Consider the following 24,602-nt stretch of genomic DNA (forward strand, 5'->3'; position numbering starts at 1 on the left):
GGAGCGATCGCTCCGGTGACGCTTTCCCGAGTCGCCACCGCGTTAAACCTTCTCGATGTCCGATATCTCTCCGACGGGTTCGGCAACCTCCTCGCGATGTGGGAGCGGCACGCGCTGCTGTACACAATGGAGGGACCCGATGACGAGATCCTGGTGATCCGGGCTCGGCCGCACGCCACTGTGCCGATCGACTTCGCCGATCGGGCGTACCGGGCGGTCAACGAGTGGAACCACGTCAACCGGTTCGCCAAGGCGTACGTGGGGGATCCGACCGACGGCGGGCAACTGCCGATCTACGCCGAGACCCAGGTCCCGCTCAGTGCGGGGGCCCACGACGCGTTGCTCGTCGAACTGGTCGAATGTGGAGCGTCGGTCGCGACCGAGTTCGTCGACTGGCTGCATTCCGAGGCCGCCCTCATCTAACCGTTGATCATGAACCTAGGGTTCCATCCGTCGGTGTGTCACCGCCCCTAAGGCCATGATCAAACGTCACCGCAGAGGAAACATTCCGATGCGGCCGTGGTATTCGTGGCCGAGCTGGTCGGTGTCCGAACCGACGAGCAGACCCTGGGGGCATACGACGAAGGCGCGGAGTCCCTCGCCCCGGCTGCGCGTCGGGTTCCACGCCATCGCCCTGCCCGTCCGGGGATCGATCGCGGCGATGCCGGGTCGGCTGACCGCGCCGAACCCGGCGTCCTCATGCCCGTTCGGGTTGTCCAGCCAGCGCTGATGCCCGCCGACGTAGACCGCCGTGCCGGTGACGGCGACGGCGTACAGCGAATCGCCGCCGGTGTGGTTGACCCAGGTCGGCTTGGTGCTGCCGGCGGCGTACGTCTCGAATCGGGCGGCCGTGTCGCACAACAGATCCGGCGCAGACATCCGGCCCGTCGTCACGATGACGAAGTAGTCGCCGTCGGGAGAGAAGTCGACGTCACGCATGTAGGTGTCGAACTGGCGGCGGCACCGCGGGTTGTACGCGTCGGTGCTCCAGCCGGCCAGCCGTACCCCGGGTCGGGAGATGTCCAGCAACGCCACCTGTACGCGCTTCTGCCCGAGCACCTGGGTGAGCGCGCCGATGACGGCCAGCCGGTCGCCGGCCGGACTGATGGCCAGCCCCTCGACCTTCGCCCGCCCGATCTCGGGAGCCTGCAACTTCGCGTCGAAGGACCGGTCGAGTGCCCCGGTACGCACGTCGATGCGGGCCAGCGCCTTCCGGGAGACGTCATCGGCGAAGCCGAACCAGCCGCCCACGTACGCCCAGCCGCCGCGGACCACGATGGCGCGTACGTCGCCGTCGACCCAGCCGTCGAACCCGGCCGACGGCCGCCCGGTGCCGACGTCGAGCCGAGCCAGGCCGGGGTTGGTGACGCCGTCCACCTTGTTGAAGTCGCCGCCGACGAGAACGCTGTTGTCCGGGCCGGGGGCCAGCGCCCACACCGGCCCGTCCAGCTCGGCCCGCATCGGCAGGACCCGGCCGGTGCTCAGGCTGAACGCCATGATGTTCCAGCGCTCGTAGTCCGTGCCCCGGTCGGCGCTGCTGACCTCGCTGAAGTCGCCCCCGACCACGACGGCGTCGCCGACGATCGTCATCGCGTAGACCGCGCCGTCGCGGATGTGCGGAGTCCAGTCGACTGGATTCGTCGACACGACCGGCTGGTAGTCCGCGCCCTCAGCGGGCGAGAAGCTCGAACCGGTGAGCAGGACGAGAGCTGCCGTAACACCGAGGAAAAGCCGACGACTCATGACATACGTAACGATGCAGGATGCTGTCGCGAAGCGTGCGAAGCGGGCTAAAGCAGCGCGGCCGTGCTGCGGCGGCGGACGTTCCGTCCGCATTCACCATGCTGTGCTAGCCGCTTCATGGTGAACGCCTGAGCCGAAGAGCGTGGCTCAGGCGTTCACCATGAAGAACGCAGCCCGTTCCAGATAGTCCCAGAGCGTCTGCTCCAGCTCGGGTTCCAGGCCCAACGAGTCGACCGCTACCCGCATGTGCTTGAGCCAGGCGTCACGGGCCTCGGCGTCCACCGTGAAGGGCGCGTGGCGAATCCGGAGCCGGGGATGTCCCCGCTCGTCGGAGTACGTCGTAGGCCCGCCCCAGTACTGCATGAGGAACTTGGTGAGCCGATCACGAGCCGGTCCGAGATCCTCTTCCGGGTACATCGGGCGCAGCAGCGGGTCGTCGGCGACCCCGGCGTAGAACTCGTCCACCAGCTTCCGGAAGGTCGGCTCGCCGCCGAACTGTTCGTACAGGCTGACCGTCACGCCTCAATTCTGCCAGCCCGTTCGCCGGACGGCACATCAAGATCAGGCGGCGGCGACCGGCTGGGCGGTGGTCTGCTTCGGGGCCGCCTCGGCCAGGGCCCGGTCGAACAGGTCGCGGCTCGGCCAAGTGGCCGCGACGGTGATGATGAGGATGAGACCGAGAACACTCCAGAGCCCGATCGCCACCGGTACGCTCAGCCGCCAGCTCGACAGCAGGCCGGCCGCGATGATGCCGCCACCCTGGCAGAGCTGCAGGCCCATCTGCATGACCCCGAAAGCCCGCGCCCGATAGCCCTCGGGGAGTACGCGGACGAACAAGGCGTTCGCCGTCGGCAGCATGCCCGCCGCGAAGAATCCGCAGAGCGCGGACATCACGCATACGCCGAGCAGGCCTGGTTCCAGCAGGGACGGGATGAGCACGGCCGGAATGGCCAGTGAGAACGGCAGCAGCAGGCGTCGCCGACGGGCCGGGGTGAGCGCCCGGGTCAGGATCAGCGCGCCGAGGGCGGCTCCGATCGGCGAGGACATCATGATCAGGCCCTGCCAGAGGCCCCGATTCGCCGTCTCGCCACCCTCCAGCTGGTTGGCCCAGGCCGCGCCGAGTCCCTCGGGCACGGTGGTGAAGAGCATGGCGCTGAAGACCAGCAGTGCGATCGAGCGCATCGTGGTGGAGCCGAAGACCATCCGGAAGCCGGCGCCGGTCTCCCGGATCAGGTGCCGCTGCCCCGAGATGACGATCGGGTCGCGGCGGGTCACCCAGAGGGTCAGCAGGATCGCGGACGCGCCGAAGGTGGCCGCGTCGAACAGCAGCGCGCCGCGTGGGCTGACCGCCGCGAGGAGGCCGCCGACGAGATAACCGCCGACCTGGGCGATCTGCCCGGCGGTGAGGTTCAGCGCGGTGCCCACCGGCAGCTGATCGCCGGGCAGGATCTGGGGCAGCAGCGCCGACCGGGCCGCTTGGGCCGGTGGACTGGCCAGCGAGGCGAGGAACAACAGGACCAGCATGCCCCACAACGGCATACCCGGGACCGCGACGAGCGCCACGAGAGCCATCCGGGCCACGTCACACACGATCATCACGTTGCGATACGCATACCGCTCGGCGAGGGTGGCGAGCACCGGTCCGGCGATCAGCCAGGGTGCGTAGCTGAGCGCGAAGGCGACCGCCGAAAGGCTGGCCGACTGCGTCTGGCTGTAGACGAGAGCAGTGATCGCCGCCTTGGCGAAATAGTCCCCGACGAGGGAGAGCATGTTCGCGGTGAAGACCGTCCGATATTCGCCCCCGGCCAGCACCTCGCGATAGGTCGCTGAGCGTTCATCCTGTGCGGGTGCGTTCCGCGCGCCATCCTCGGGGGTGGTCCGGGACACCGTGGAGCCTCCAGTTTTCGCGAACGGCGGTGCATCTGGGTCGGTCACCGCGTCGCAATATGGGCGACGAACGACGTTCCTGTGGTGCTACGTGTCCCGATTCTGCCCGAATAGCTGAGGCTTGGCTAGTCCCCACGGATGACGGGGGGCTATACGGGTGCCGGACCGCGTACGCCGTTCTCCCCGTCACCCGGAGTGCTCGGCCGCAGCCCACGCGACGCGGCGATGGTGGCGGCGATGCCGGAGGTTTCCAGTGCCTCGGTCATCCGGCGGCGAAGCTCGCGCAGAATCCGGGCATGGGTGTCGTTCGTCGTCTTCGCGGTCACCCGGACGGTCGCGCCGTCGACGGTCACCGATTCGATCCCGGCCACCTCCGGCGGCTCCAGGAAGTCGTCGGCGTACGCCGGGTCGTCGGCGAACCGTTGCAACGCCGTACGCAGGACGCTGACCGCCTCGTCGACCCCGGCGAAGCCGATCGGCAGGTCGACGATGGCGACGGCGTGTCCCTGGCTCTTGTTGCCGACCCGGATGATCTCTCCGTTGCGGACGTACCAGACGACGCCCTGACCGTCGCGGATCGTGATGGTACGCAGCCCGACCGCCTCGACGACGCCCACGACGTCGCCCACGTCGACCGTGTCGCCGACGCCGTACTGGTCCTCCAGCAACATGAACAGCCCGGCGATGAGGTCTTTGACCAGCGACTGCGCGCCGAAGCCGAGCGCGGCGCCGACGATGCCCAGGCCCGCGACGAGCGGGGTGAGGTTGATGCCGAGTTCGGCGAGGACCATGAGCCCGGCGATGGAGAAGACGGTGACCGTGACGAAGCTTCGCAGCACCGAGCCGATCGCGGCCGCCCGCTGCCGTCGCCGTTCGGGGAACAACGACGTGGGCTCGGACAGCGCGCTCGGCAGCTTCTCCCGCAGCGGTCGCAGGATCGTGGGGATCTTGCCCTCGCCGGCCCGGCCGGTCATCCGGGTGATCGTCCGGTGGAGGACCGCCCGCAGGATGAGCGCGAGGATGACGATGAGGACGATGCGCGCCGGCTTGATCACCCAAAGACTCGCCTCAGCGACTTGAGCGTTGTGGAGCCAGTCGTAAAGCTGCATGCATGCGTCGTCACCAGCGCAGTCGACTGAAGGGGTGGGCGAGACGCTGGGGCCGGCATCGGCGACGAACTGGAGGAGAAGCGCGGTCACGAGAAGTTAGTACAGCACGGCCAGCTCGGAAGGCCAGTCCGCCGGTAATTTCCGGCATTTCCGACGCGTTGGGCTACATGGCGGTGAATTCTTCGCTGGAAGTCGAAAAAGGTCGTGCGTTTAGCACATCCGTCGGTCACGATGGTCACAGGCCCCCCGTTCGGGGGAACGACGACTGCGCGAGATGGGTGACGGCGATGCCTGACATACGACACACGAAGAGCTCAGCAGCCCTGGTCCTGAATGCGACTTATGAGCCCTTGTGTGTCGTCACTGTCCGACGCGCCGCGATTCTCATCCTCTCCGGCAAAGCCGTCTGTGTGGCGGACGGCGAAGGAGTGCTCCACAGCACTCGCCGAGCCCTGCCGATCCCCTTGGTGATAAGGCTTCAGCGCTACGTGCGCGTCCCTTACCGGACGCATGTGGGATTGTCCCGCCGGGCGATCTTTGCCCGCGACGGCGGCCGCTGCGTCTACTGCCTCGGCCCGGCCGAGACCATCGACCACGTGGTGCCCAAGTCCAAGGGCGGCGGCCACCACTGGGAGAACGTCGTGGCAGCCTGCGCCAGGTGCAACCACTCCAAGGGCGACAAGTCGCTGGCCGAGCTCGGCTGGCGGCTGCCGTCCCAGCCCACCGCCCCGCGTGGGGCCGCGTGGCGGGTGCTCGGTCACCGAGTGCCCGACCCGAGGTGGGAGGAGTGGCTGGCCCCGGCCCTCTGAGCCACGAACTGAGTCACCAGCTGGGGGTACGCCGTTGTGCGTATCCCCGGCTAGGCCTTGTGGACCTCGATGAGCGAGGCGAAGACGATGACGTTGCTCGCGTAGCCGAGGTCGCCGCCGACCCACGAGCCGCCACAAGTGATGAGGCGCAGCGCGGGCCGTGAGTAATCGTCGTAGACCCGTTTCGCGGGGAGGTCCGACTTGCGGAAGGTCTCGACGGAATTGACCTCGAAGACCGTGACGTTGCGATCCCGCCGGGTGATCTCGATGCGCGCGCCGGCCTTGAGGTCGTCGAGCTTGTGGAAGACGGCTGGATGGTCGTGGGTGTCGACGTGGCCGACCAGGATGGCCGGGCCGTACTGACCAGGGCTGGGCCCCTCGGTGAACCACCCGGCCTCGTTCGTGAGCGAGAGCGCCGGCACCGCGATGGCGCCGTCGCGATCCCGGCCGACGCCGTGCACGGTGGCCCGGACGCCGATCGACGGAATGACGATCCGCATCGGGCGGCTGGGCCCGAGGACCGGGAACTTGCCCGGTGGCGCCTTGGTGCCCGAACCGAACAGGTGGGGCAGCGAGAACGCTCCGGTGGCCTGGCCGAGCCCGACGCCCGCGCAGAAGATCCCCGCGAGCACGAGCAGACCGGCCAGCCATCCCGTCCAGCGGCCGGTCCGGAGGGTCACAGCCGGACTTCGCGCCGCCGGCGGGCCGTCCAGAAGGCCAGCGCGCCACCCGCCACTACGGCAGCGAGACCACCGGCGAGCAGCGCCGTGCCGCCGCCACCACGGTGAGCAAGATAACCGCCACCGGTGTTCGGGCCCTTGGTGGGCCGAGACGATGCGCTGATCACCCAGACTGTCGTGGTCGCCGTGCTACCGCTCGCGCAGGTCAGCTTGACCGAGTAGCCGGCCGGCTTCTTGTCCGACGGGATGGTCGCGGAACCGATGAGGAAGCCCTTCTCCGGCGTCAGCGTGACCGTGCCGAACGCGTTGGACGTCGCCTTCGCCGGGTTCGGGTTCGCGCCGCAGCTTCCGCGTAACGCCACCTGATATCCCGCGAGGATGGTCGACGGGTTCACCTCGATGAACACGGTGTCGGCGTGGGCCGGCAGCGCCGGTCCCAATAGGAGGGTCGCGGCTCCGGCGAGCAACGCGGCGCTCCCGACGGCAAGGCGGGACAGAACAGCCCTCATGGCGATTCCTCTCGTATGTCCTGATCATCATCCTTACAGAGATTGGTGCCCGCTTTCCGAGATTGGCGGTATTTCTTGGCGTACCCCGCCACGCTGGGTGATCGTCGGTAGGTTTAGCTTTAGAAGGTCCACCGTCCTTCTGGACGCTTTTCGCTGAGTCGCCTTTCAGGAGGCGTTGATCTTGGATATTGCGCAGACGGTTCTCACTTTCGTCGTAGCGCCGCTCGCCGTGATCGGAGTGGTCGCGGTACTCGTGTTCGCGGGCAGCGGGAAGAGCCGCGCCAAGCGCTACCGGCCCGGCCGGTCCTTCGACTCGGCGCCGGTCTGGTTCACCGCTTCGGCCCACCCGACGAGTGCGCACCCCACGAGTGCGCACCCCACGGGCGACTCCGGCGAGCACTCTCAGGCAGCGCTGCCTGCGGCCGGCAGCTCGGCTTCGGTTCCGGCGGTGGCGGCGACGGCATCGGCCCCCGGCGTGACAGGAGGCGCAAGTGACCGCTGGTGAGCACCTCGAGACCCAGCCGAGCGAGGGTCCGTTCACGACTCGGCAGCTGCTGCGCCTCGACGAGGCCCTGCGGCAGGCGGACGAGACGACCGGGCTGTCGTTCAGCATCTACTGCGGACGGCTTGACGAGCCGGTGCGCGAAGCGGCCGAGAAGCTGCACAGCCAGCTCGACGACCCGGCCCGCTCGGTCCTGCTGGCGGCCTCGCCGGAGCAGCGGCAGCTGGAGATCGTGACGGGCGAGACCGCCCGCAGGCGGCTGCACGACCGGGACTGCAAGCTCGCGGCGTTCTCCATGGCCGCCGCGTTCAACGGGGGCGACCTCGCCGGCGGTTACATCAGCGGGCTCGCGATGCTCGTGAACCTCGCCGGTCGCTCCTGATCCTCCTTACGCGAAACGGGGCCCCGCTTGGGGTCCCGTTTTTTGCGCTGGATCAGCTTGTCTCCAGGGCAGATCAGGGTTCTGGGTCGAATCACGCTCCATGATTCGACCCAGAACCCTGATCTGCAGGGGTCTAAAGGGCGGCGGAGTCGCACGCCCGGGCGGCCAGCGCCCGTTCGACGGAGTCCTTGCCCTCGGCGATCAGCCGCCGCAGGGGAGCGGGGTGCCCGTCCTGCGCCAGCCACGCCTCGGTGGCCCTCACCGTCTCGGCGCTGACCTGCATCGCCGGATAACCGAGGACGAGGAACTCCTGAGCCGGCTCGCTGTCGCGCTTGGCCCAGATCTCGGCCGCCACGTCCAGGTACTTCTGGGCGTAAGGCTTGGTCAGTTCGACCTGAGTGGAGTGCTGGAAGCCGAGCAGCAACGCCCGGGAGCGCCAGTTCGCCGGTTCCGCGTCGCCGGTCAGCTCCGCCCACACGGCCGCCTTCACCTCGGCGTCCGGGAGGAGGGCGTACGCCGTCGCCGACTCCTTGTCGCCGCTGGCGGTCTGGTCGGCGGCGTGCTCGTTCTGCACGTCGTCGGCGGTGAGCACGCCGAGCGCCGAGAGCGCCTGCACCAGCTGCCAGCGCAGCTCACCGGCGATGGTCAGCCCGGCCGGCACGCCCTGGCCGGCGAGCCAGCCCCTCAGCACCTCGATCTCCTGCGGCTGCCGGGCCGCGCCGATGAACGTACGCGCCCAGATGAGCTGCGTACCGCTGCCCGGCTCGGCCGACGCGATGACCTCGCGAGCGGTGGCGGCCAGGCGAGCCCAGCCCTCCGGAGCCCACGCGGGGTCGGCGTAGAACGTCAGCGCCGTCCGCAACTGGTTGAGCGTCGCGGTGATCAACGAGGAGTCGGTCTCGACCGGCAGACCGGCCACGACCTGAATCAGATAGTCGCGGGTGGCCAGTTCGGCGTCGCGGACCATGTCCCAAGTGGCCGTCCAGCACAGTGCCCGGGTCAGCGACGACTCGAAGCCGCCGATGTGGGCCACGACCGTCTCCAGGGACCGATCGTCCAGGCGCAGCTTCAGGTAGGAGTAGTCGCCCTCGTTGAGCACGAGCACGTCGGCAGCGCGTACGCCGGTCAACGCGGAGATCGTGGTCGACGCTCCGGTGACGTCCACTTCGAGCAGGTCCCGGCGGACGAGCTTGCCGCCGTCGGCCAGGTCGTACAGGCCGACCCCGATCCGGTGCGTACGCAGAACGGGGTGGCTCTCCGGCGCGGACTGCTGCACGACGACCGACTCGTAGGTGCCGTCCGCCGCCACCGAGACGACCGGGGTCAAGGTGTTGACCTGGGCCGTCTTCAGCCACTGGTCGGCGAAGTCGGTGAGTTCCCGGCCCGAGGCCGTCTCCAGCTCGGTCAGCAGGTCGGTGAACGTGGCGTTCGACCAGGCGTGCTTGGCGAAGTACGCCCGCAGCCCCGTGACGAACGCGTCGATCCCGACGTACGCGACGAGCTGCTTGATGACGGAGGCGCCCTTGGCGTACGTGATTCCGTCGAAGTTGACCTCGACCGCGGCGACGTCGGGCATCTCGCAGTAGACGGGGTGCGTCGACGACATCTGGTCCTGGCGGTAGCCCCAGTTCTTGCGGATCGACAGGAAGGTCGTCCACGCGTCCACGAACCGGGTGCTCTCGGTGTTGGCCCAGTGCGAGGCCCACTCGGCGAACGACTCGTTCAGCCACAGGTCGTCCCACCAGCGCATGGTCACGAGGTCGCCGAACCACATGTGGGCCATCTCGTGGAGGATCGTGTTGGCGCGCTGCTCCTTCTCGTAGTCGGTGACGGCCGACCGGAAGATGAACCAGGTCTCGGCGTTGGTGATGCAGCCGAAGTTCTCCATCGCGCCGGCGTTGAACTCCGGGACGATCAGCTGGTCGTACTTGGGTAGCGGATAGCGTACGCCGAACTGCTGGTGGAAGAAGTCGAAGCCCTGCTTGGTGATCAGGAAGATGTCGTCCGGGTCGAGGTACTGCGCCATGCTCTGGCGGCAGAAGATGCCCAGGTCGATCCCGTCGTGCTCGTCGCGTACCTCGTGGTAGGGGCCGGCGCAGAGCGCGGTCACGTAGGTGCTCATCTTGGCCGACTCGGCGAAGTGGACGACCTGCGCGCCCGCGTCGGTCTTCTCGGTCCGGTCGACGATCGAGTTGGAGACGACCTTCCAGTGCGACGGCGCGGTCACGTGCCAGGTGTAGGTCGCCTTGAGATCGGGCTGGTCGAAGCACGCGTACGCCTTCTGGGCGTCCTGCGTCTCGAACTGGCTGTAGAGGTAGACCTCCTTGTCGACCGGGTCCACCGCGCGGTGGAGACCCTGGCCGGAGGTCGAGTAGTCGAAGTCGGCGTCGACGACCAGCCGGTTCTGGGCGGCCAGACCGGGCAGCGCGAGGCCGGTGGTGTCGGACCAGCCGGAGACGTCGACCGGCGCGCCGTTGAGCGTCGCGCTGCGGACCGACCGGGCGGCGATCTCGATGAAGGTCTGCGCGCCGGGCTCGGCGCACTCGAAGACGACCTCGGTGACGGTGCGGAAGGTGCCGTCTCCGGGGTTGCCGGAGCCGTCGGTGAGATCGATGGTGATGTCGTACGAGCCCACCGTCAGGAGACGGGCTCGCTCGACCGCCTCCGCCTGGGTGAGGTTGCGCACTCCTGCCACGGGGGCAACTCCTTGTCAGCAAATGATGGAAACGCAGGTAAGTACCAAGCGTTTCCTGGACCCTAACACCGGGTTGTGTGGCAAACGTGACCCTCTGTCGTTGAGCACTACATGGCAGAGAACAACGCCGCTCCGTGGACCCTGGTGGTCCACCCGACCGAGGTCGCCGCCTGCCGTGGCGCGATCCGATTCGACGTACGCCCCGGCGAATGGGCCGATCCGGACCTGGCCGACCTCGTCGCGCCACCCATCGTGGTACGCGCCCAGTTCGCCAACGGCCGGCACCGGGCCGTCGAGATCCAACCCCAGCGCATCCCGCATTACGTGCCCACGTGGCGAGACCTCGCCGGGGCGCTCGCCCCGGCCTGATCCGGCAGCGGTATTTTCGAGCACCATGACGGTTGTGCACCCGATCTCCCGCGCCTGGCTCGCCACCCCCACCGGCCGCACCGGAGCGCAGAATTACGACGAGTTCGCCGACGACGCCGAGATCACCGCGATCATCGAGGCCGACCCGGCCAGCGCGCTGGCGATCGAGATGCCGCACCTCGCTCCCGACTCTCTGGGCAGCAGCTTCACCGACTCGCTGCCCGCCGCGCAGAGCCGGCTGACCGCGCTGCAAGAGTCCGGCGCGCTCGCCGCCGCCGACGAGGTGGTCGTCGTCTACCGGATCACCGCGCCCGACGGCGCGATCGGCTACGGCCTCTGGGCCATGGTCGACACCGACCAGATCTCCACCAGCGCGGACGAACCCGGACTCGTCATCCGCAACGAGGACGTCTTCCTCGCGAAGGTCAAGGAGCGCGTCGCCCTCTTCCAGGCCATCGGGCACCTGCTCAGCCCGGTGCTGCTCCTCCAGACCGCTCGCGGCGACGAACTGCACGCCGCGCTCGCCGCGGCCGTCGCGGAGCTCGGTCCGTCCGTCGCGAGCGACGTCGACCCCGCTGGGCGTATCCACGAAATCTGGCCGGTGAGCGCGACCAACCCCCTGGCCGCGAGCCTCGCGGACCTAGCGGGCGGCGGCGAGCTGGTGGTCGCGGACGGCAACCACCGCTCCCTCGCGGCCCAGGTCGGCGAGCTGCCGCGGTTCCTCGCGGTCGTGACCACCCCGGCCTCCGTGGCCATCCAGCCCTATAATCGCCTGGTCGCCGGGCTGCCGCTAGCGCCGAACGAGCTGGTCGCGACGCTCGAGAAAACCGGTGCGACGGTCACCGCGCTCACCGGCCCGGTCACCGTCCCCACTACTCGCGGCACCATCCACTTGTACGCACAAAGCAGCGCGTGGGCAGTGCAACTCCCGCCCTCAGCCGGCGTGCCCGACGTGGAGAACCTGGATCACGCGCTGGTCGAGCGGCTGGTCTTCGACGAAGCGCTGGCCCTCGACCCCGGCGACAAGCGGATCACCTACGTCGGCGGCGACTACCCGGCCACCTGGCTCGCCGGCGAAGTCGATGCCGGCCGCGCCGACCTGGCGATCCTCATCGCGCCCGTCACCGTCGACGACTTCGTCGCCGTGAATCTCGCGCGGCAGAAGCTGCCCCGCAAGTCGACCTGGTTCACCCCCAAGGCCCGGGCCGGCCTCGTCACCGCCGCCCTCTAGGCCCCCGGTCGGCTGCGTTCGTTTGATGATCCACATCCCGTGCTGTGTCAAATCCGGGCCCTCGAACGACACGGATCGGGCTGTGGATCATGACCGGCGACGGGGATATCCGTGCGGGATCCCGTTTCGCTTCGTGTAGTATTCGCTGGGCGCTTCCCTCGGGGTGCGCAACGCGGGCGTAGCTCAATGGTAGAGCCTCAGTCTTCCAAACTGATTACGGGAGTTCGATTCTCCTCGCCCGCTCCACGCATGAGGCCCAGGTCACTGACCTGGGCCTCTTTGCCATTTGCGAGCTACAGCGCGGCGACGAACTCGCGTACGTCGCCGATGTAGAGATCGGTTGCTTCGTGGGCCGCGTAGTGACCACCGGCGTTGCGCGGACCGCCCTTCGGGAGGCCGGCGTCGTACTTGCGCCAGTGGACGAGGTTCGCGTGGTCCCGCTCGACCAGTGGCCGAATCGACTGGAAATCACCGGCGAAGATGGCCACGCCGAGGGGCGCGGTGGTCTGGCCTTCCGGCTTCTCCTCGGTGTGCGCGTCTTCGTAGTAGAAGCGGATCGCGGAGCCGGAAGTGCCGGTCAGCCAGTAGATCGCGGTGTTGGCGATGACGAAGTCCGGGTCGAGCGACTCGCCCATCAGCTGTGCGTTCCAGGCGAGCAGGCCGACCGGCGAGTCGGCGAGCGCGAAGGCGAGCGTCTGCGGCTGCTGCGAATGCAGGGTGTTGAAGGAGAACATGCTTTCGTAGAACCACTGCAAGTGCTGAAGAGCGGCGTAGTCCTCGGGGCCGAAGGTCGCGAACTCCGCCGAGTCGCCGGAGGGGAACGAGAAGGCCTGCGTGACGTGTACTCCGATCACCTTCTCCGGCGCAACGCGGCCCATCTCCGGCGCGATCATCGAACCGGCGTCGTTGCCCGCCGCGACATAGCGCTCGTATCCGAGGCGGTCCATCAGTTCGACCCAGGCCCGGGCCGTGCGGAAGCGGTTCCATCCAGCGGAGCGGGTCGGTCCGGAGAAGCCGAAACCAGGAAGCGACGGGACCACCAGGTGGAACGCCGGCACGGAGTCGTCGGCGGGGTTCGTCAGCGGCTCGATGACGTCCAGGAACTCCACGATCGAGCCCGGCCAGCCGTGCGTGAGGATCATCGGCGTCGCGTCCTCGCGCGGTGAGCGTACGTGGAGGAAGTGGATGTCCTCGCCGTCGATCTCGGTCAAGAACTGCGGGTACGCGTTGAGCCGAGCCTCCAGCGCCCGCCAGTCGAACTGCGCCTGCCAGTGCTCCACGAGTGTGCGTACGCGGTTGTCGGTCATGCCGTAGGAACCGTCGGCGTCGGGCAGCTCGTTCGGCCAGATGATCCGGTCGAGGCGGGCGGCGAGGTCGTCCAGCTGCGCCTGCGGGACGTCGATGCGGAAGGGGCGGATCGCGGTCATGACAGCCTCCACGTGGAGCGGAATGTTTCGTTCCGTTTCAGCATAGCAGAACGGAATGATCTGTTCCAGTCCTTGAGCGGACTGGTCTTGGCGATCACGCCCAGGCCTGGGATCCTTCGAGCTGGACGAGCACACCGCTGGTGGGAGACCGCCGGACGCTCACGCAGAGAACGCGTTGATCGATGAACCAGCCGAGCTTCCGGCAGTCCGATCCGTCGCTGTCCAGATTCCAGCCACGCCCAGCGAGATGGTCGCGAAGCTGTCGCTCGACCTCGTCGTCGGAGTCGCCTGACGTGCTGCTGATGACGATCCTGCGCAGGCATACCGCCATGCCGCAGTCATCGCCGCTGTCGGAGGCCACCCGTAAACCGCCTGGCAACGGCAGTAGAACTCCGGTACTGGTGTGAAGTTCCTCCGTGTCGACCATGAAAAGCATGGCTGGTACGCAGAGGCACAGGATTCCCGCCATGTGCACGCTGAGGAGGATGTAGACCGCCTTCGCCGTCGCGGCCGGCTTCGTTGCTCGGAGAAAGCGTCGCTCTACGCCGCGGCCGGCGAGGATGACCACGAGAGCGACGACCGGGTACGCGAACAGCAGGTCCGTGCCACCAGGGAAGGGAAGTCCCCGAGCCAGCCCGAGGACGATCCCGATCGGCACGAGAAGAAGCGCGATACCGACGGCGAATCCGACTGATCGGGTGCGGGCGATCAGCGCCCAGCAGAGGATCGGGAGAAGCACCGTGAAGAGCGCGACTAGGGCGAGGTCGGTGAGCCGCATCCGGGCATGGTAGGCCGATCTACCAGACCTTGAGGTTGACCGCGTCCTCGATCTGGTAGTCGATGAACTGACCGTACGGCATGTCCAACTCGTACTTGGCGTAGTAGTTCATCGGCATGATGAGTGCCATTGACAGCCCAACCAAGCCCACCACGACGTAGCCGAGCGGCGGGTAGAACGCTGTGCCGAGCAGGGCGACGATGATCAGCGGTGCCAGCCGAAGTCCCCAAAGCGACGCTCGATACATCCACATTGTGCGGAGGTCGCGGATGGTGTCCACGGCACCAAGGTAAGCGGTTGCCGCCACTCGAAGATCCGGCGGGCGCTGCCGGTTCGCGCCCCGGCGGCTGGTAGGCGGGCGCTGCCATGATCAGGGTCATTTCTGGGGCGCCATCACAGCAGAGATTTGACCCTGATCATGACGGAGCCCACGATCAGCGGAAGTTGGGCGGTGTCATGACGCCCTGGCGCGGAAACTAGCCGTTGTCGATCTGGTGCGTGTTTCCGTCGTAACTCAACCGTTACCGAATTCCCGTTGACCGTGGCCCGGGTCACGGCAAAGGATGTGAGCGTTAACAACCCCCTTCTACCTCTGGAAACCCCTCCCGATCGCGAACAAATGTGAGCGTTAACATCCCCCGTTCCTGAGGAGTGCCATGAAGATCGCGAAGCTGGCCGTGGCAGCGGCCGGCCTGGTCCTCGCAGCGGGCCTGGCGGCCTGCGGCGACACTACGAAGACGGTCGACCAGCAGTCGAGCGGCGGCGCCGCCGGGGCTTTGGTCGGCGTCACGATGCCCACCAAGTCCTCGGAGCGGTGGATCCACGACGGCGAGAACCTCAAGAGCCAGCTCGAGGCGCTCGGCTACAAGGTGGACCTCCAGTACGCCGAGAATGACATCCCGACGCAGGTCAACCAGATCGAGAACCAGATCACCAAGGGCGCGAAGCTGCTCATCATCGCGTCGATCGACGGCACCGCGATCACGACGCAGCTGCAGGAGGCGGCGGACAAGAAGATCCCCGTCATCGCGTACGACCGGCTCATCCGCAAGTCGCCGAACGTGGACTACTACGCCACCTTCGACAACTACAAGGTCGGCGTGCAGCAGGCGACCTCGCTGCTCGTCGGGCTGGGCCTGAAGAAGCAGGACGGCACGGACGGCACCGCGAAGGGCCCGTTCAACATCGAGCTGTTCGCCGGTTCGCCGGACGACAACAACGCGACGTTCTTCTTCAACGGCGCGATGGACACCCTCAAGCCGTACATCGACAAGGGCACGCTGGTCGTCAAGAGCGGTGAGACCGACTTCAAGACGGTCGCGATCCTGCGGTGGGACCCGGCGACCGCGCAGCGGCGCATGGAGGACCTGCTCACCAAGACGTACTCCAAGGGCGCCAAGGTCCAGGGCGTGCTGTCGCCCTACGACGGTCTGTCGATCGGCATCCTGTCGGCGCTGAAGAGCAACGGCTACGGCACCGGCGGTCAGGCGTACCCGATCGTGACCGGCCAGGACGCCGAGGTCGCCTCGGTGAAGTCGATCATCGCCGGTGAGCAGTACGCGACGATCTACAAGGACACCCGGGAGCTGGCGAAGGTCACCGTGAAGATGGCCGACGCGGTCCTCAAGGGCGGCAAGCCCGAGGTCAACAACACCAAGGACTACGACAACGGCGTGAAGGTCGTCCCGTCCTACCTGCTCGAGCCGGTGGTGGTCTACAAGGACAACTACCAGAAGGCGCTCATCGACACCGGCTACTACACGGCCGACCAGCTCAAGTAGTACGACCGTCCGGCCGGGCCGGGCCGCGCGACGCGGCCCGGCCGGGTATGAGCAAGGAGGCCTACGTGATCCTGCAGATGCGGGACATCACCAAGACGTTCCCGGGCGTCACCGCCCTCTCCGACGTCAATCTGACGGTACGCCGAGGCGAGATCCACGCGATCTGCGGCGAGAACGGCGCCGGCAAGTCGACGCTGATGAAGGTGCTGTCCGGGGTGTATCCGCACGGCTCCTACTCGGGTGACATCGAGTTCGACGGGGAGCCGTGCCGGTTCTCCGACATCCGGAGCAGCGAGCGGCGCGGGATCGTCATCATCCACCAGGAACTGGCGCTGTGCCCGAACCTGTCGATCGAGGAGAACATCTTCCTCGGCAACGAGCGGGCCAAGAACGGCGTCATCGACTGGATGCGTACGCACGCGGAAGCGGCGGCGTTGCTGGATCGGGTGGGCCTGACCGAGCATCCGGCGACGCTCGCCATGGATCTCGGGGTCGGCAAACAGCAGCTGGTCGAGATCGCCAAGGCATTGTCCAAAGAGGTACGCCTCCTGATCCTCGACGAGCCGACCGCCGCGTTGAACGACGAGGACTCGGCTCACCTGCTCGATCTGCTGCGGGGCCTGCGCGATGAGGGGATCACCTGCGTGATCATCTCGCACAAGCTGAACGAGATCGAGGCGATCGCCGACTCCGTGACGATTCTGCGCGACGGCCGCACGATCGAGACGCTGGACATGAAGCGCGACAACGTCACCGAGGACCGCATCATCTCGGGCATGGTCGGCCGCGACCTGGAGCACCGGTTTCCCGAGCATGAGCCGAAGATCGGCGAGGAAGTACTGCGGATCGAGGACTGGACGGTGCACAGCCCGACGCAGCACGGCCGGGTCGTCGTGGCGGGGGCGAATCTGACGCTGCGCCGCGGGGAGATCGTCGGGCTGGCCGGGCTGATGGGCGCCGGTCGCACCGAGCTCGCGATGAGCGTCTTCGGCCGCAGTTACGGCATCGGCATCACCGGCCGCGTCTTCAAAGACGGTCGCGAAGTGCACCTGAGGACCGTCCGGGACGCCATCCGCCACGGCATTGCGTACGCCACGGAAGACCGTAAGCGCTATGGCCTGAACCTGATCGAGGACATCAAGCGCAACGTGTCGGCGGCCGCGCTGACGAAGCTGGCCACCCGGGGCTGGATCCACGAGAACGAGGAGTACCGCGTCGCCACGGGATTCCAGGCGAGCATGAACATCAAGGCCCCCAACGTCTCGGCTATCACCGGCAAGCTCAGCGGCGGCAACCAGCAGAAGGTCGTGCTGTCGAAGTGGCTGTTCACCGACGCCGATGTGCTGATCCTGGACGAACCCACCCGCGGCATCGACGTCGGGGCCAAGTACGAGATCTATTCGATCATCAACCAGATGGCCGATCAGGGCAAAGCGGTGTTGGTGATCTCCTCCGAGCTGCCCGAGCTGCTCGGCATCTGCGATCGCATCTACGCGATGTCGGCCGGCCGGATCACCGGTCAGGTGACCCGCGCCGAGGCGACCCCCGAGCGGCTCATGCAGTACATGACCAAGGTGAAGGAGCAATAGTCACCATGACCAGCGTCGGCCCTACGACCGGCCCGAGCACTGCCGTACCGGTGGCGCCGGAACCTCAGGCCGCGGCACCGGACCGATTCGGTGGCCGGCTCTTCACGGCGAACCTCCGCCAGAACGGCATCTACATCGCGTTCGCGTTGATCATCGCGCTCTTCGAGATCCTCACGCACGGCGATCTGCTGACCCCGCAGAACGTGTCGAACCTCGTGGTGCAGAACTCGTACATCCTGATCCTGGCGATCGGGATGATCCTGATCATCATCTCCGGGCACATCGACCTGTCCGCCGGTTCGGTGGTCGCCGTGACCGGCGCGGTCTCGGCCGTGCTCATGGTCAACAACAACGTACCCTGGCCGATCGCCATCCTCGTCACGCTGCTGGCCGGGGCGGCCATCGGGGCCTGGCAGGGCTACTGGGTGGCGTACTTCGGGATTCCGGCGTTCATCGTGACACTGGCCGGCATGCTCGTCTTCCGGGCGCTGACCATGTCGGTGCTCGGCAACCAAGGCATCGGCCCGTTCCCGGACGAGGTGCGTACGATCGCCAACGGGTTCATGCCGACCTATCTGGGCAACATCGGCCTGGGCCCGTTGGACGGGGCCGATCTGTTCACCCTCCTGCTCGGACTCGCGCTCGTCGGCGGAATCATCGCCACGCAGTGGCGCGGCCGGGCCGGGCGGGCTCGCTACGGGCAGGCCGTCGAGCCGTTCGCGCTGTTCATCACGAAGATCGTCATCGCCGCGTTCGTGGTCATGTTCGTCATCGTCCAGCTCGCGCGGTTCAAGAACCTGCCCTGGGTGCTCGTGCTGCTGGCGGTGCTGGTGCTGGGGTATTCGCTGCTCACGAACCGGGCCGTCTTCGGCCGCCAGATCTACGCGATCGGCGGCAACCTCAACGCCGCCACCCTCTCCGGGATCAAGGTCAAGGCGGTCACCTTCTGGCTGTTCGTCAACATGGGCGTGCTGGCCGCGGTGGCCGGCGTCGTCTTCGCCGGGCGGCTCAACCAGGCCGGCCCGACCGCCGGCGACGGCTTCGAGCTGGACGCGATCGCGGCCGCCTTCATCGGTGGCGCAGCGGTGCAGGGCGGCGTCGGCAAGGTGGTCGGCGCGATCACCGGTGGCCTCATCATGGGTGTCATCAACAACGGCATGTCGCTCATCGGCGCGCCGACCGAGCAGGTGATGCTCTTCAAGGGTCTCGTCCTGCTGGCGGCGGTCGCGTTCGACGTGTTCACCAAGCGGCGGGCCGGAGCCGCGCGCTGAGCGGGCGGTGGACCGGGCCGACGTAAGATCAACGGAGCATCGGGGGAGGGTGAACGACGATGGCAGAGCAACAGCCGCCGGTCATGGCCGACGTGGCCAAGTTGGCCGGAGTCTCCCATCAGACCGTCTCCCGCGTGCTCAACGAGCATCGCAACGTGCGCGCGGAAACGCGGGACCGGGTGCTGGCGGCGATCGAGGAGCTGGGCTACCGGCCCAATTCCGCCGCCCGCACCCTGGTCACCCGCAAGTCGCAGACGCTCGGCGTGGTCAGCTTCGACACCACCCTCTACGGGCCCGCCTCGATGCTGTACGGGATCGAGCAGGCCGCCCGGTCGGCCAACTATTTCGTCAGCATCGCCAGCCTTCGCTCGATCGATCGCGGGTCGCTGCTGGACGCCGTCGGGCGGCTGCGTGATCAGGCTGTCGAGGGGATCGTGGTGATCGCCCCGCAGACTCCCGTGGCCGGTGCGTTGGAGGTCGCTGCGTCAGGCGTACCCCTTGTGGGCGTGGCATGTGGTGTCACGGAGAACGTGCCGACCGTCGGCATCGACCAGCACGGCGGTGGTGAGCTGGCGACGCGCCACCTGCTGGAGCTGGGGCACCGCACGGTGCACCACGTGGCCGGGCCGTTGCGCTGGCTGGACGCGGTCGGCCGGCTCGAAGGCTGGCGCGCGGAGCTGAAGCGGGCCGGCGCGCCGGTGCCGGAACCCGAGCAGGGCGACTGGAGCGCGGAGTCCGGGTACGCGGCCGGCCGCAAACTGGCGGCGGACCCCGACGTGACCGCGGTCTTCTGCGCGAACGACCACATGGCGCTGGGCCTGTTGCGCGCGTTTCACGAGGCCGGGCGATCGGTGCCGGGGGAGGTGAGCGTCGTAGGCTTCGACGACATCCCCGAGACGACGTTCTTCCAGCCGCCGCTGACGACGGTACGCCAGGACTTCGGCGAGCTCGGCCGGTTGTCCCTGGGACTGCTGGTGGATCACCTGACCCAGGGCGGCTCGGGGCCACCGGAGCACGTCGAGCTGCCGCCGACGCTGATCATTCGCGAGAGCACCCGCTGAGAGCCCCTTGACCCCCGAAGGACTGCCATGAATGTTAGCGCTCACAGTTACAAGGATCGTTTTGTTGTCGGCGTGGACTTCGGCACGCTGTCCGGCCGGGCCGTCGTCGTGCGGGTCTCCGACGGCGCGGAGCTGGGCACCGGCGTCCACGAGTACGCCCACGGCGTGATCGAGCGCGAGCTGCCCGGAAGCGGGCGCCGGCTGCCACCGGACTGGGCGTTGCAGAGCCCGCAGGACTGGCTGGACGTGCTGCGGATCGCCGTGCCCGCCGCGCTCGCCGACAGCGGAGTGGACCCTGAGCAGGTGATCGGCATCTCGACCGACTTCACCGCGTGCACCGTCCTGCCGACCACAGTGGACGGTACGCCGCTATGCGAGCTGCCGGAGCTGGCCGATCGCCCGCACGCCTGGCCGAAGCTGTGGAAGCACCACGCCGCCCAGAAGCAGGCGGACCGGATCAACCAGCTCGCCCACGAGCGCGGCGAGCCGTGGATCGCGCGCTACGGCGGCAAGATCTCCTCGGAATGGCAGTACGCCAAGGCGCTCCAGATGCTGGAGGAGGATCCCGAGGTCTACGAGCGGGCCGAGCGCTGGATCGAGGCGGCCGACTGGATCGTCTGGCAGCTCACCGGGGTCGAGACCCGCAACGCCTGCACAGCCGGATACAAGGGCATCTTCCAGGACGGCAAGTATCCGTCGGCGGAGTATCTCGCGGCGCTCAATCCTTCCTTTGTGGACTTCACCGCGAAGCTGAGCGACATGCTCAGCCCGCTGGGCGCGCGGGTGGGCGGGCTGGTCGACATCGGGACCGGGCTGCCGACCGGCATCGCGGTCGCCACCGGCAACGTCGACGCCCACGTCACCGCCCCGGCTGCGCAGGCGGTCGAGAACGGCCGGCTGCTCGCCATCATGGGCACCTCCACCTGCCACGTCCTCAACGGCGCGGCCCTCGCCGACGTGCCCGGCATCTGCGGCGTCGTCGACGGCGGGATCACCGAAGGCTCGTACGGGTACGAAGCCGGGCAGAGCGCGGTCGGCGACATCTTCGCCTGGTGGCTGCGGACCGGCGTGCCCTCGGCGTACCGGGACGAGGCGACCGCACGCGGCGAGTCGCTGCACGACCTGCTCGGCCGCAAGTCCGCCGAACAACCGGTCGGCTCGCACGGGCTCGTCGCTCTCGACTGGATGGGCGGCAACCGGTCGATCCTGGTCGACCACGATCTTTCCGGCGTCATCGCCGGGCTCACCCTGGCGACCCGGCCCGAGGAGGTCTATCGGGCGCTGCTGGAGGCGACGGCGTACGGGACGCGGGTGATCGTCGAGAACTTCGAGCGCCACGGCATTCCGGTCACCGAGTTCATCGTCGCCGGTGGGCTCAAGCAGAACGCCCTGCTCATGCAGATCTACGCCGACGTGCTGCGCCGTCCCGTCTCGGTCGCCCGCTCCGACCAGGGCCCCGCCCTCGGGTCGGCCATCCACGCGGCGGTCGCTGCGGGGGCGTACCCGGACGTGCGGACGGCCGCCGAAGCGATGGGCGGCGTCGAGACCGCGGCGTACCTGCCCGATCCGGCCGCCGCCGACGTCTACGACCAGCTCTTCGCGGAATACCGCCTGCTCCACGACACCTTCGGGGGTCAAGGTCTGCTCCATCGCCTGCGGCACATCCGCAACACCGCCCTCAGCTCGAACTCGGCCGTCCCGGTCGCGGAAGGAACGCTCCGATGAGTCTTCAACTGGTACGCCGAGAGGTGTGTGAGTTGCACGCCGAACTGGTTCGCTATGGACTCGTCGTGTGGACGGCGGGCAACGTGTCGGCCCGCGTACCGGGCGAGGACTTGATGGTGATCAAGCCGTCGGGAGTCGGTTACGACGAGCTGACCCCGGAGAACATGGTCGTCTGCGACCTCGACGGGAACCTGGTGGAAGGCGACTACGCGCCGTCCAGCGACACGGCGGCCCACGCGTACGTCTACCGGAATCGGCCGGACGTCGGCGGTGTCGTGCACACCCACTCCACGTACGCCAGTGCCTGGGCCGCCCGCGGCGAGCCGGTGCCCTGCGTACTGACCGCGATGGCGGACGAGTTCGGCGGGGAGATCCCGGTCGGCCCGTTCGCCCTGATCGGCGGGGACGACATCGGCCGCGGCATCGTCGAGACCCTCGCCGGGCACCGCTCCCCGGCCGTGCTCATGCGCAACCACGGGGTGTTCACCATCGGGCGTACCGCGAAGGCCGCCGTGAAGGCGGCGGTGATGACGGAGGACGTCGCCCGCACGGTTCACCTCAGTCGCGCGTACGGCGAACCCGTGCCCATCGACGGCAAAGACGTCGATGCCTTGTACGACCGGTACCAGAACGTCTACGGCCAGCGATCCACAACGGACGGAGCGATTGCGAGATGACGACACCCGACTACCGAATCTGGTTCCTGACCGGCAGCCAGGGCCTCTACGGTCCGGAGACCCTCCAGCAGGTGGCCGAGCAGTCCCAGCAGATCGCCGGTACGCTGGCCGGGCGGCTGCCGGTCTCGCTCGAATGGCGTCCGGTGCTGACCGACGCCGCCGAGATCCGCCGCGTGATGCTGGCGGCCAACGCCGACGACACCTGCGTCGGCGTGATCGCCTGGATGCACACGTTCTCCCCGGCGAAGATGTGGATCGCCGGGCTCGACGCTCTGCAGAAGCCGCTGCTGCACCTGCATACGCAGGCCAACCAGGAGCTGCCCTGGGCGAGCATCGACATGGACTTCATGAACCTGAACCAGGCCGCGCACGGCGACCGCGAGTTCGGCTACATCCAGTCCCGGCTGGGCGTGGCTCGCAAGACGGTCGCCGGGCACGTCGACGATCCGGCGGTCGCCGACCGGATCGCGACCTGGGCGCGGGCCGCCACGGCCGCCTTCGAGATGAAGACGCTGAAGCTGGCCCGGTTCGGCGACAACATGCGCGACGTCGCGGTGACCGAAGGCGACAAGGTCGAGGCCCAGCTGCGATTCGGCGTATCGGTGAACACGTACGGCGTCAACGATCTCGTCGCCGTGGTCGACGCGATCGAGGACTTCCGCATCAGTGAGCTGGTCAAGGAGTATGAGGCCACCTACCGGGTGGCCGAGGCGCTGCGCGTCGGCGGCGACCGCCACGACTCGCTCCGGTACGCCGCCCGCATCGAACTGGGTCTGCGCGACTTCCTGACGGCCGGCGGCTTCCGGGCGTTCACGACGAACTTCGAGGACCTTGGTGGGCTGCGGCAACTGCCGGGCCTGGCCGTCCAGCGCCTGATGGCCGACGGGTACGGCTTCGGCGGCGAGGGCGACTGGAAGACGTCCGTGCTCGTCCGCACCCTGAAGGCGGCTGCGGCCGGGCTGCCCGGTGGCACGTCGTTCATGGAGGACTACACCTACCACTTGACGCCCGGCCAGGAGCTGGTCCTGGGCGCGCACATGCTGGAGGTCTGCCCGACCATCGCGGGCACCACACCGTCGTGCGAGATCCACCCGCTGTCGATCGGCGGTCGCGAAGACCCGGTCCGGCTGGTCTTCGACGCCCAGCCCGGCCCGGCCGTCGTCGCCGGTCTCGCCGACATGGGCGACCGCTTCCGGCTGGTGGCCAACGAGATCGACGTCGTGCCGCCGCCCCAGCCGCTGCCGAAGCTGCCGGTCGCGCGGGCGGTCTGGCGTCCTCGGCCCGATCTGCGTACGTCGGCCGAGGCGTGGCTGACGGCCGGCGCGCCGCACCACACGGTGTTCTCCGCTGCGGTCGGCGTCGACCTGCTCACCGATCTCGCCGAGATGACCGGGGTCGAGCTGCTCGTCATCGACGCCGACACCACGATGCGGCAGTTCACGAAGGAACTCCGCTGGAACCAGGCCTACTACCGCCTCTTCTAGCGCGTGCTTTCGCGTTGATCATGAACTATCCGCCATGATCAACCGGTGTGTCGTGTCCCCGGCGCCCTGATCAATCCCGCGAGGGCATGATCGACCGAAGGGCGCCGGGATGATCAACGGGCCAGGGAGATCGCCAACGCCACGACCATCGCCAGGCCGTAGCCGGCTGCAGCCGTGGCGACGACGCGTACCCGAGTGGTTTCGCTCCATGGCATCCGCGCCGCCAGCCACGCGATCGCGGGCAACACCAGCACGCCGTGCAGGCTCACGCCGTGGAGCGGCTTCAAAAAGCCACCCAACTGGTACGCGGACTGCTGATGCCCGGTGTTCACCAGCGTCACGCCACGGGCGATCATCACCGCTCCCGACGCGAGGGCGATCACCATCGTGGCGAAGCCCGTTCGCAGTGCCAATCGCATACTCGGTGACTGAGCCGGGTCGCCTCGGAAGGCGTACCAAGTCATCGCAAGCAGGACCACCACGAGGATGAACCCGCCCGCGGCCAGCATCATGGCGATGGCCCGATTGACCGGCGTCTCCATGTTGAAATGCGAGGGCACGCCGCGCCAGGCCTGGACCGTGATGCCCGCGACCTCGACCACACAGTCGGCCGCGAACACCGCGAGCAGCCAGCGAGGCGCGCGGAGATAGCCGCTCAACCAGGCGACGGTGAGCAGCGTCAAGCCGAAGGACAGCCCGAACGTCGTGGGTTTGCGCCACGACACCGGACCTTCCCATGGGCCGCCGTCGATCGCGAAGACGAGTAAGTGGAACAGTCCACTCGCGAGCAGGGCGAGACCGACGGCAAAGGTGACACGGCGGAGGCTCATGCCGACGATCCTCGCCGGTGTGGCGCGATGCCGCGTCCTGCCACGGGCGGCACTGCGACTACT

The 24,602-nt window shown here is 68.0% G+C and carries 23 protein-coding genes, 1 tRNA gene and 1 pseudogene; 14 read left to right on the forward strand and 11 right to left on the reverse strand.

From position 1 onward, the window contains the following. Positions 1 to 6 precede the first annotated feature (6 nt). Positions 7 to 423: pseudogene (locus HOV77_RS02100) on the forward strand (YbjN domain-containing protein); the annotation flags it as partial. A gap of 66 nt (positions 424 to 489) precedes the next feature. On the opposite strand, the gene HOV77_RS02105 reads toward HOV77_RS02100, so the two are convergent. The 4 genes from HOV77_RS02105 to HOV77_RS02120 form a co-directional block, all read right to left on the reverse strand. Beyond that, a complete protein-coding gene (locus HOV77_RS02105) occupies positions 490 to 1,743 on the reverse strand; it encodes a delta-60 repeat domain-containing protein (RefSeq protein WP_290856719.1) in 1,254 nt (417 codons plus the stop codon). 147 nt (positions 1,744 to 1,890) lie between these two features. Continuing rightward, positions 1,891 to 2,262, reverse strand: coding sequence for a globin (locus tag HOV77_RS02110; protein ID WP_290856722.1), 372 nt, complete (start codon positions 2,260 to 2,262; stop codon positions 1,891 to 1,893). Between the two features lie 42 nt (positions 2,263 to 2,304). Continuing rightward, positions 2,305 to 3,630 carry an MFS transporter gene (locus HOV77_RS02115; protein WP_290856724.1) on the reverse strand — a complete coding sequence of 442 codons (1,326 nt, stop codon included), beginning with the start codon at positions 3,628 to 3,630 and terminating at the stop codon, positions 2,305 to 2,307. 149 nt (positions 3,631 to 3,779) lie between these two features. Then, positions 3,780 to 4,829, reverse strand: coding sequence for a mechanosensitive ion channel domain-containing protein (locus HOV77_RS02120; protein ID WP_290856727.1), 1,050 nt, complete (start codon positions 4,827 to 4,829; stop codon positions 3,780 to 3,782). 197 nt (positions 4,830 to 5,026) lie between these two features. Between HOV77_RS02120 and HOV77_RS02125 the strand changes: the two genes are divergently transcribed. Continuing rightward, positions 5,027 to 5,548, forward strand: a complete 522-nt coding sequence (locus HOV77_RS02125) for an HNH endonuclease (RefSeq protein WP_290856729.1) — start codon at positions 5,027 to 5,029, stop codon at positions 5,546 to 5,548. 50 nt (positions 5,549 to 5,598) lie between these two features. Here HOV77_RS02125 and HOV77_RS02130 read toward each other — a convergent pair whose 3' ends face one another. Both HOV77_RS02130 and HOV77_RS02135 read right to left on the reverse strand, forming a co-directional pair. Then, positions 5,599 to 6,228, reverse strand: coding sequence for a class F sortase (locus tag HOV77_RS02130; RefSeq protein WP_290856732.1), 630 nt, complete (start codon positions 6,226 to 6,228; stop codon positions 5,599 to 5,601). After that, positions 6,225 to 6,737 (reverse strand): hypothetical protein, encoded by a 513-nt coding sequence (locus tag HOV77_RS02135; RefSeq protein WP_290856734.1) that lies wholly within the window; start codon positions 6,735 to 6,737, stop codon positions 6,225 to 6,227. The genes HOV77_RS02130 and HOV77_RS02135 overlap by 4 nt, the downstream gene beginning before the upstream one ends. 181 nt (positions 6,738 to 6,918) lie before the next feature. Here HOV77_RS02135 and HOV77_RS02140 point away from each other — a divergent pair, with 181 nt between their 5' ends. Together HOV77_RS02140 and HOV77_RS02145 are read left to right on the forward strand one after the other, a co-directional pair. Then, on the forward strand, positions 6,919 to 7,242 hold the full coding sequence (locus HOV77_RS02140; protein ID WP_290856736.1) for a hypothetical protein: 324 nt from the start codon (positions 6,919 to 6,921) through the stop codon (positions 7,240 to 7,242). Continuing rightward, a complete protein-coding gene (locus HOV77_RS02145; RefSeq protein WP_290856738.1) occupies positions 7,229 to 7,621 on the forward strand; it encodes a DUF5130 family protein in 393 nt (130 codons plus the stop codon). The genes HOV77_RS02140 and HOV77_RS02145 overlap by 14 nt, the downstream gene beginning before the upstream one ends. A gap of 133 nt (positions 7,622 to 7,754) precedes the next feature. On the opposite strand, the gene pepN is transcribed toward HOV77_RS02145, so the two are convergent. Beyond that, complete coding sequence (gene pepN, locus HOV77_RS02150; protein WP_290856741.1) at positions 7,755 to 10,316, reverse strand: aminopeptidase N; 2,562 nt, start codon at positions 10,314 to 10,316, stop codon at positions 7,755 to 7,757. Positions 10,317 to 10,427: 111 nt separating this feature from the next. On the opposite strand from pepN, the gene HOV77_RS02155 reads away from it, so the two are divergent. The 3 genes from HOV77_RS02155 (at position 10,428) to HOV77_RS02165 (ending at position 12,162) form a co-directional block, all read left to right on the forward strand. After that, positions 10,428 to 10,685 (forward strand): hypothetical protein, encoded by a 258-nt coding sequence (locus HOV77_RS02155; protein WP_290856744.1) that lies wholly within the window; start codon positions 10,428 to 10,430, stop codon positions 10,683 to 10,685. A 25-nt stretch (positions 10,686 to 10,710) separates the two neighbouring features. Next, positions 10,711 to 11,916, forward strand: coding sequence for a DUF1015 family protein (locus HOV77_RS02160; protein ID WP_290856746.1), 1,206 nt, complete (start codon positions 10,711 to 10,713; stop codon positions 11,914 to 11,916). Between the two features lie 172 nt (positions 11,917 to 12,088). After that, positions 12,089 to 12,162: transfer RNA gene (locus HOV77_RS02165), tRNA-Gly, on the forward strand. A gap of 47 nt (positions 12,163 to 12,209) precedes the next feature. On the opposite strand, the gene HOV77_RS02170 is transcribed toward HOV77_RS02165, so the two are convergent. The 3 genes from HOV77_RS02170 to HOV77_RS02180 form a co-directional block, all read right to left on the reverse strand. Next, complete coding sequence (locus tag HOV77_RS02170) at positions 12,210 to 13,343, reverse strand: epoxide hydrolase (RefSeq protein WP_290856749.1); 1,134 nt, start codon at positions 13,341 to 13,343, stop codon at positions 12,210 to 12,212. Positions 13,344 to 13,437: 94 nt separating this feature from the next. Beyond that, positions 13,438 to 14,121, reverse strand: a complete 684-nt coding sequence (locus HOV77_RS02175; RefSeq protein WP_290856751.1) for a hypothetical protein — start codon at positions 14,119 to 14,121, stop codon at positions 13,438 to 13,440. A 19-nt stretch (positions 14,122 to 14,140) separates the two neighbouring features. Next, entirely contained in the window at positions 14,141 to 14,401 is a 261-nt protein-coding gene (locus tag HOV77_RS02180; protein ID WP_290856754.1) for a hypothetical protein, read from the reverse strand. A 376-nt stretch (positions 14,402 to 14,777) separates the two neighbouring features. Here HOV77_RS02180 and chvE point away from each other — a divergent pair, with 376 nt between their 5' ends. The 7 genes from chvE to araA all read left to right on the forward strand — a co-directional run bounded on the left by chvE (position 14,778) and on the right by araA (position 23,709). Then, the gene (chvE, locus tag HOV77_RS02185) at positions 14,778 to 15,902 is read left to right on the forward strand and encodes a multiple monosaccharide ABC transporter substrate-binding protein (protein WP_290856757.1); all 1,125 of its coding nucleotides are present in this window, start codon (positions 14,778 to 14,780) and stop codon (positions 15,900 to 15,902) included. Between the two features lie 77 nt (positions 15,903 to 15,979). Then, the gene (gene mmsA / locus HOV77_RS02190; RefSeq protein WP_363259490.1) at positions 15,980 to 17,491 is read left to right on the forward strand and encodes a multiple monosaccharide ABC transporter ATP-binding protein; all 1,512 of its coding nucleotides are present in this window, start codon (positions 15,980 to 15,982) and stop codon (positions 17,489 to 17,491) included. A gap of 5 nt (positions 17,492 to 17,496) precedes the next feature. Next, positions 17,497 to 18,762 (forward strand): multiple monosaccharide ABC transporter permease, encoded by a 1,266-nt coding sequence (gene mmsB, locus HOV77_RS02195; RefSeq protein ID WP_290856761.1) that lies wholly within the window; start codon positions 17,497 to 17,499, stop codon positions 18,760 to 18,762. Positions 18,763 to 18,821: 59 nt separating this feature from the next. Beyond that, positions 18,822 to 19,823, forward strand: a complete 1,002-nt coding sequence (locus HOV77_RS02200; protein ID WP_290856764.1) for a LacI family DNA-binding transcriptional regulator — start codon at positions 18,822 to 18,824, stop codon at positions 19,821 to 19,823. Positions 19,824 to 19,850: 27 nt separating this feature from the next. Next, positions 19,851 to 21,548 (forward strand): ribulokinase, encoded by a 1,698-nt coding sequence (araB, locus tag HOV77_RS02205; protein ID WP_290856766.1) that lies wholly within the window; start codon positions 19,851 to 19,853, stop codon positions 21,546 to 21,548. Continuing rightward, positions 21,545 to 22,225 carry an L-ribulose-5-phosphate 4-epimerase gene (locus tag HOV77_RS02210; RefSeq protein WP_290856768.1) on the forward strand — a complete coding sequence of 227 codons (681 nt, stop codon included), beginning with the start codon at positions 21,545 to 21,547 and terminating at the stop codon, positions 22,223 to 22,225. The genes araB and HOV77_RS02210 overlap by 4 nt, the downstream gene beginning before the upstream one ends. After that, the gene (araA, locus tag HOV77_RS02215) at positions 22,222 to 23,709 is read left to right on the forward strand and encodes an L-arabinose isomerase (RefSeq protein ID WP_290856770.1); all 1,488 of its coding nucleotides are present in this window, start codon (positions 22,222 to 22,224) and stop codon (positions 23,707 to 23,709) included. The genes HOV77_RS02210 and araA overlap by 4 nt, the downstream gene beginning before the upstream one ends. Positions 23,710 to 23,822: 113 nt before the next feature. Here the strand turns inward: araA and HOV77_RS02220 are convergent, their stop codons facing one another. Continuing rightward, positions 23,823 to 24,539 carry a hypothetical protein gene (locus HOV77_RS02220; RefSeq protein ID WP_290856773.1) on the reverse strand — a complete coding sequence of 239 codons (717 nt, stop codon included), beginning with the start codon at positions 24,537 to 24,539 and terminating at the stop codon, positions 23,823 to 23,825. Positions 24,540 to 24,602: the final 63 nt, after the last annotated feature.

This window comes from Hamadaea sp., assembly GCF_013362815.1.
In the GTDB taxonomy this organism is placed as follows: domain Bacteria; phylum Actinomycetota; class Actinomycetes; order Mycobacteriales; family Micromonosporaceae; genus Hamadaea.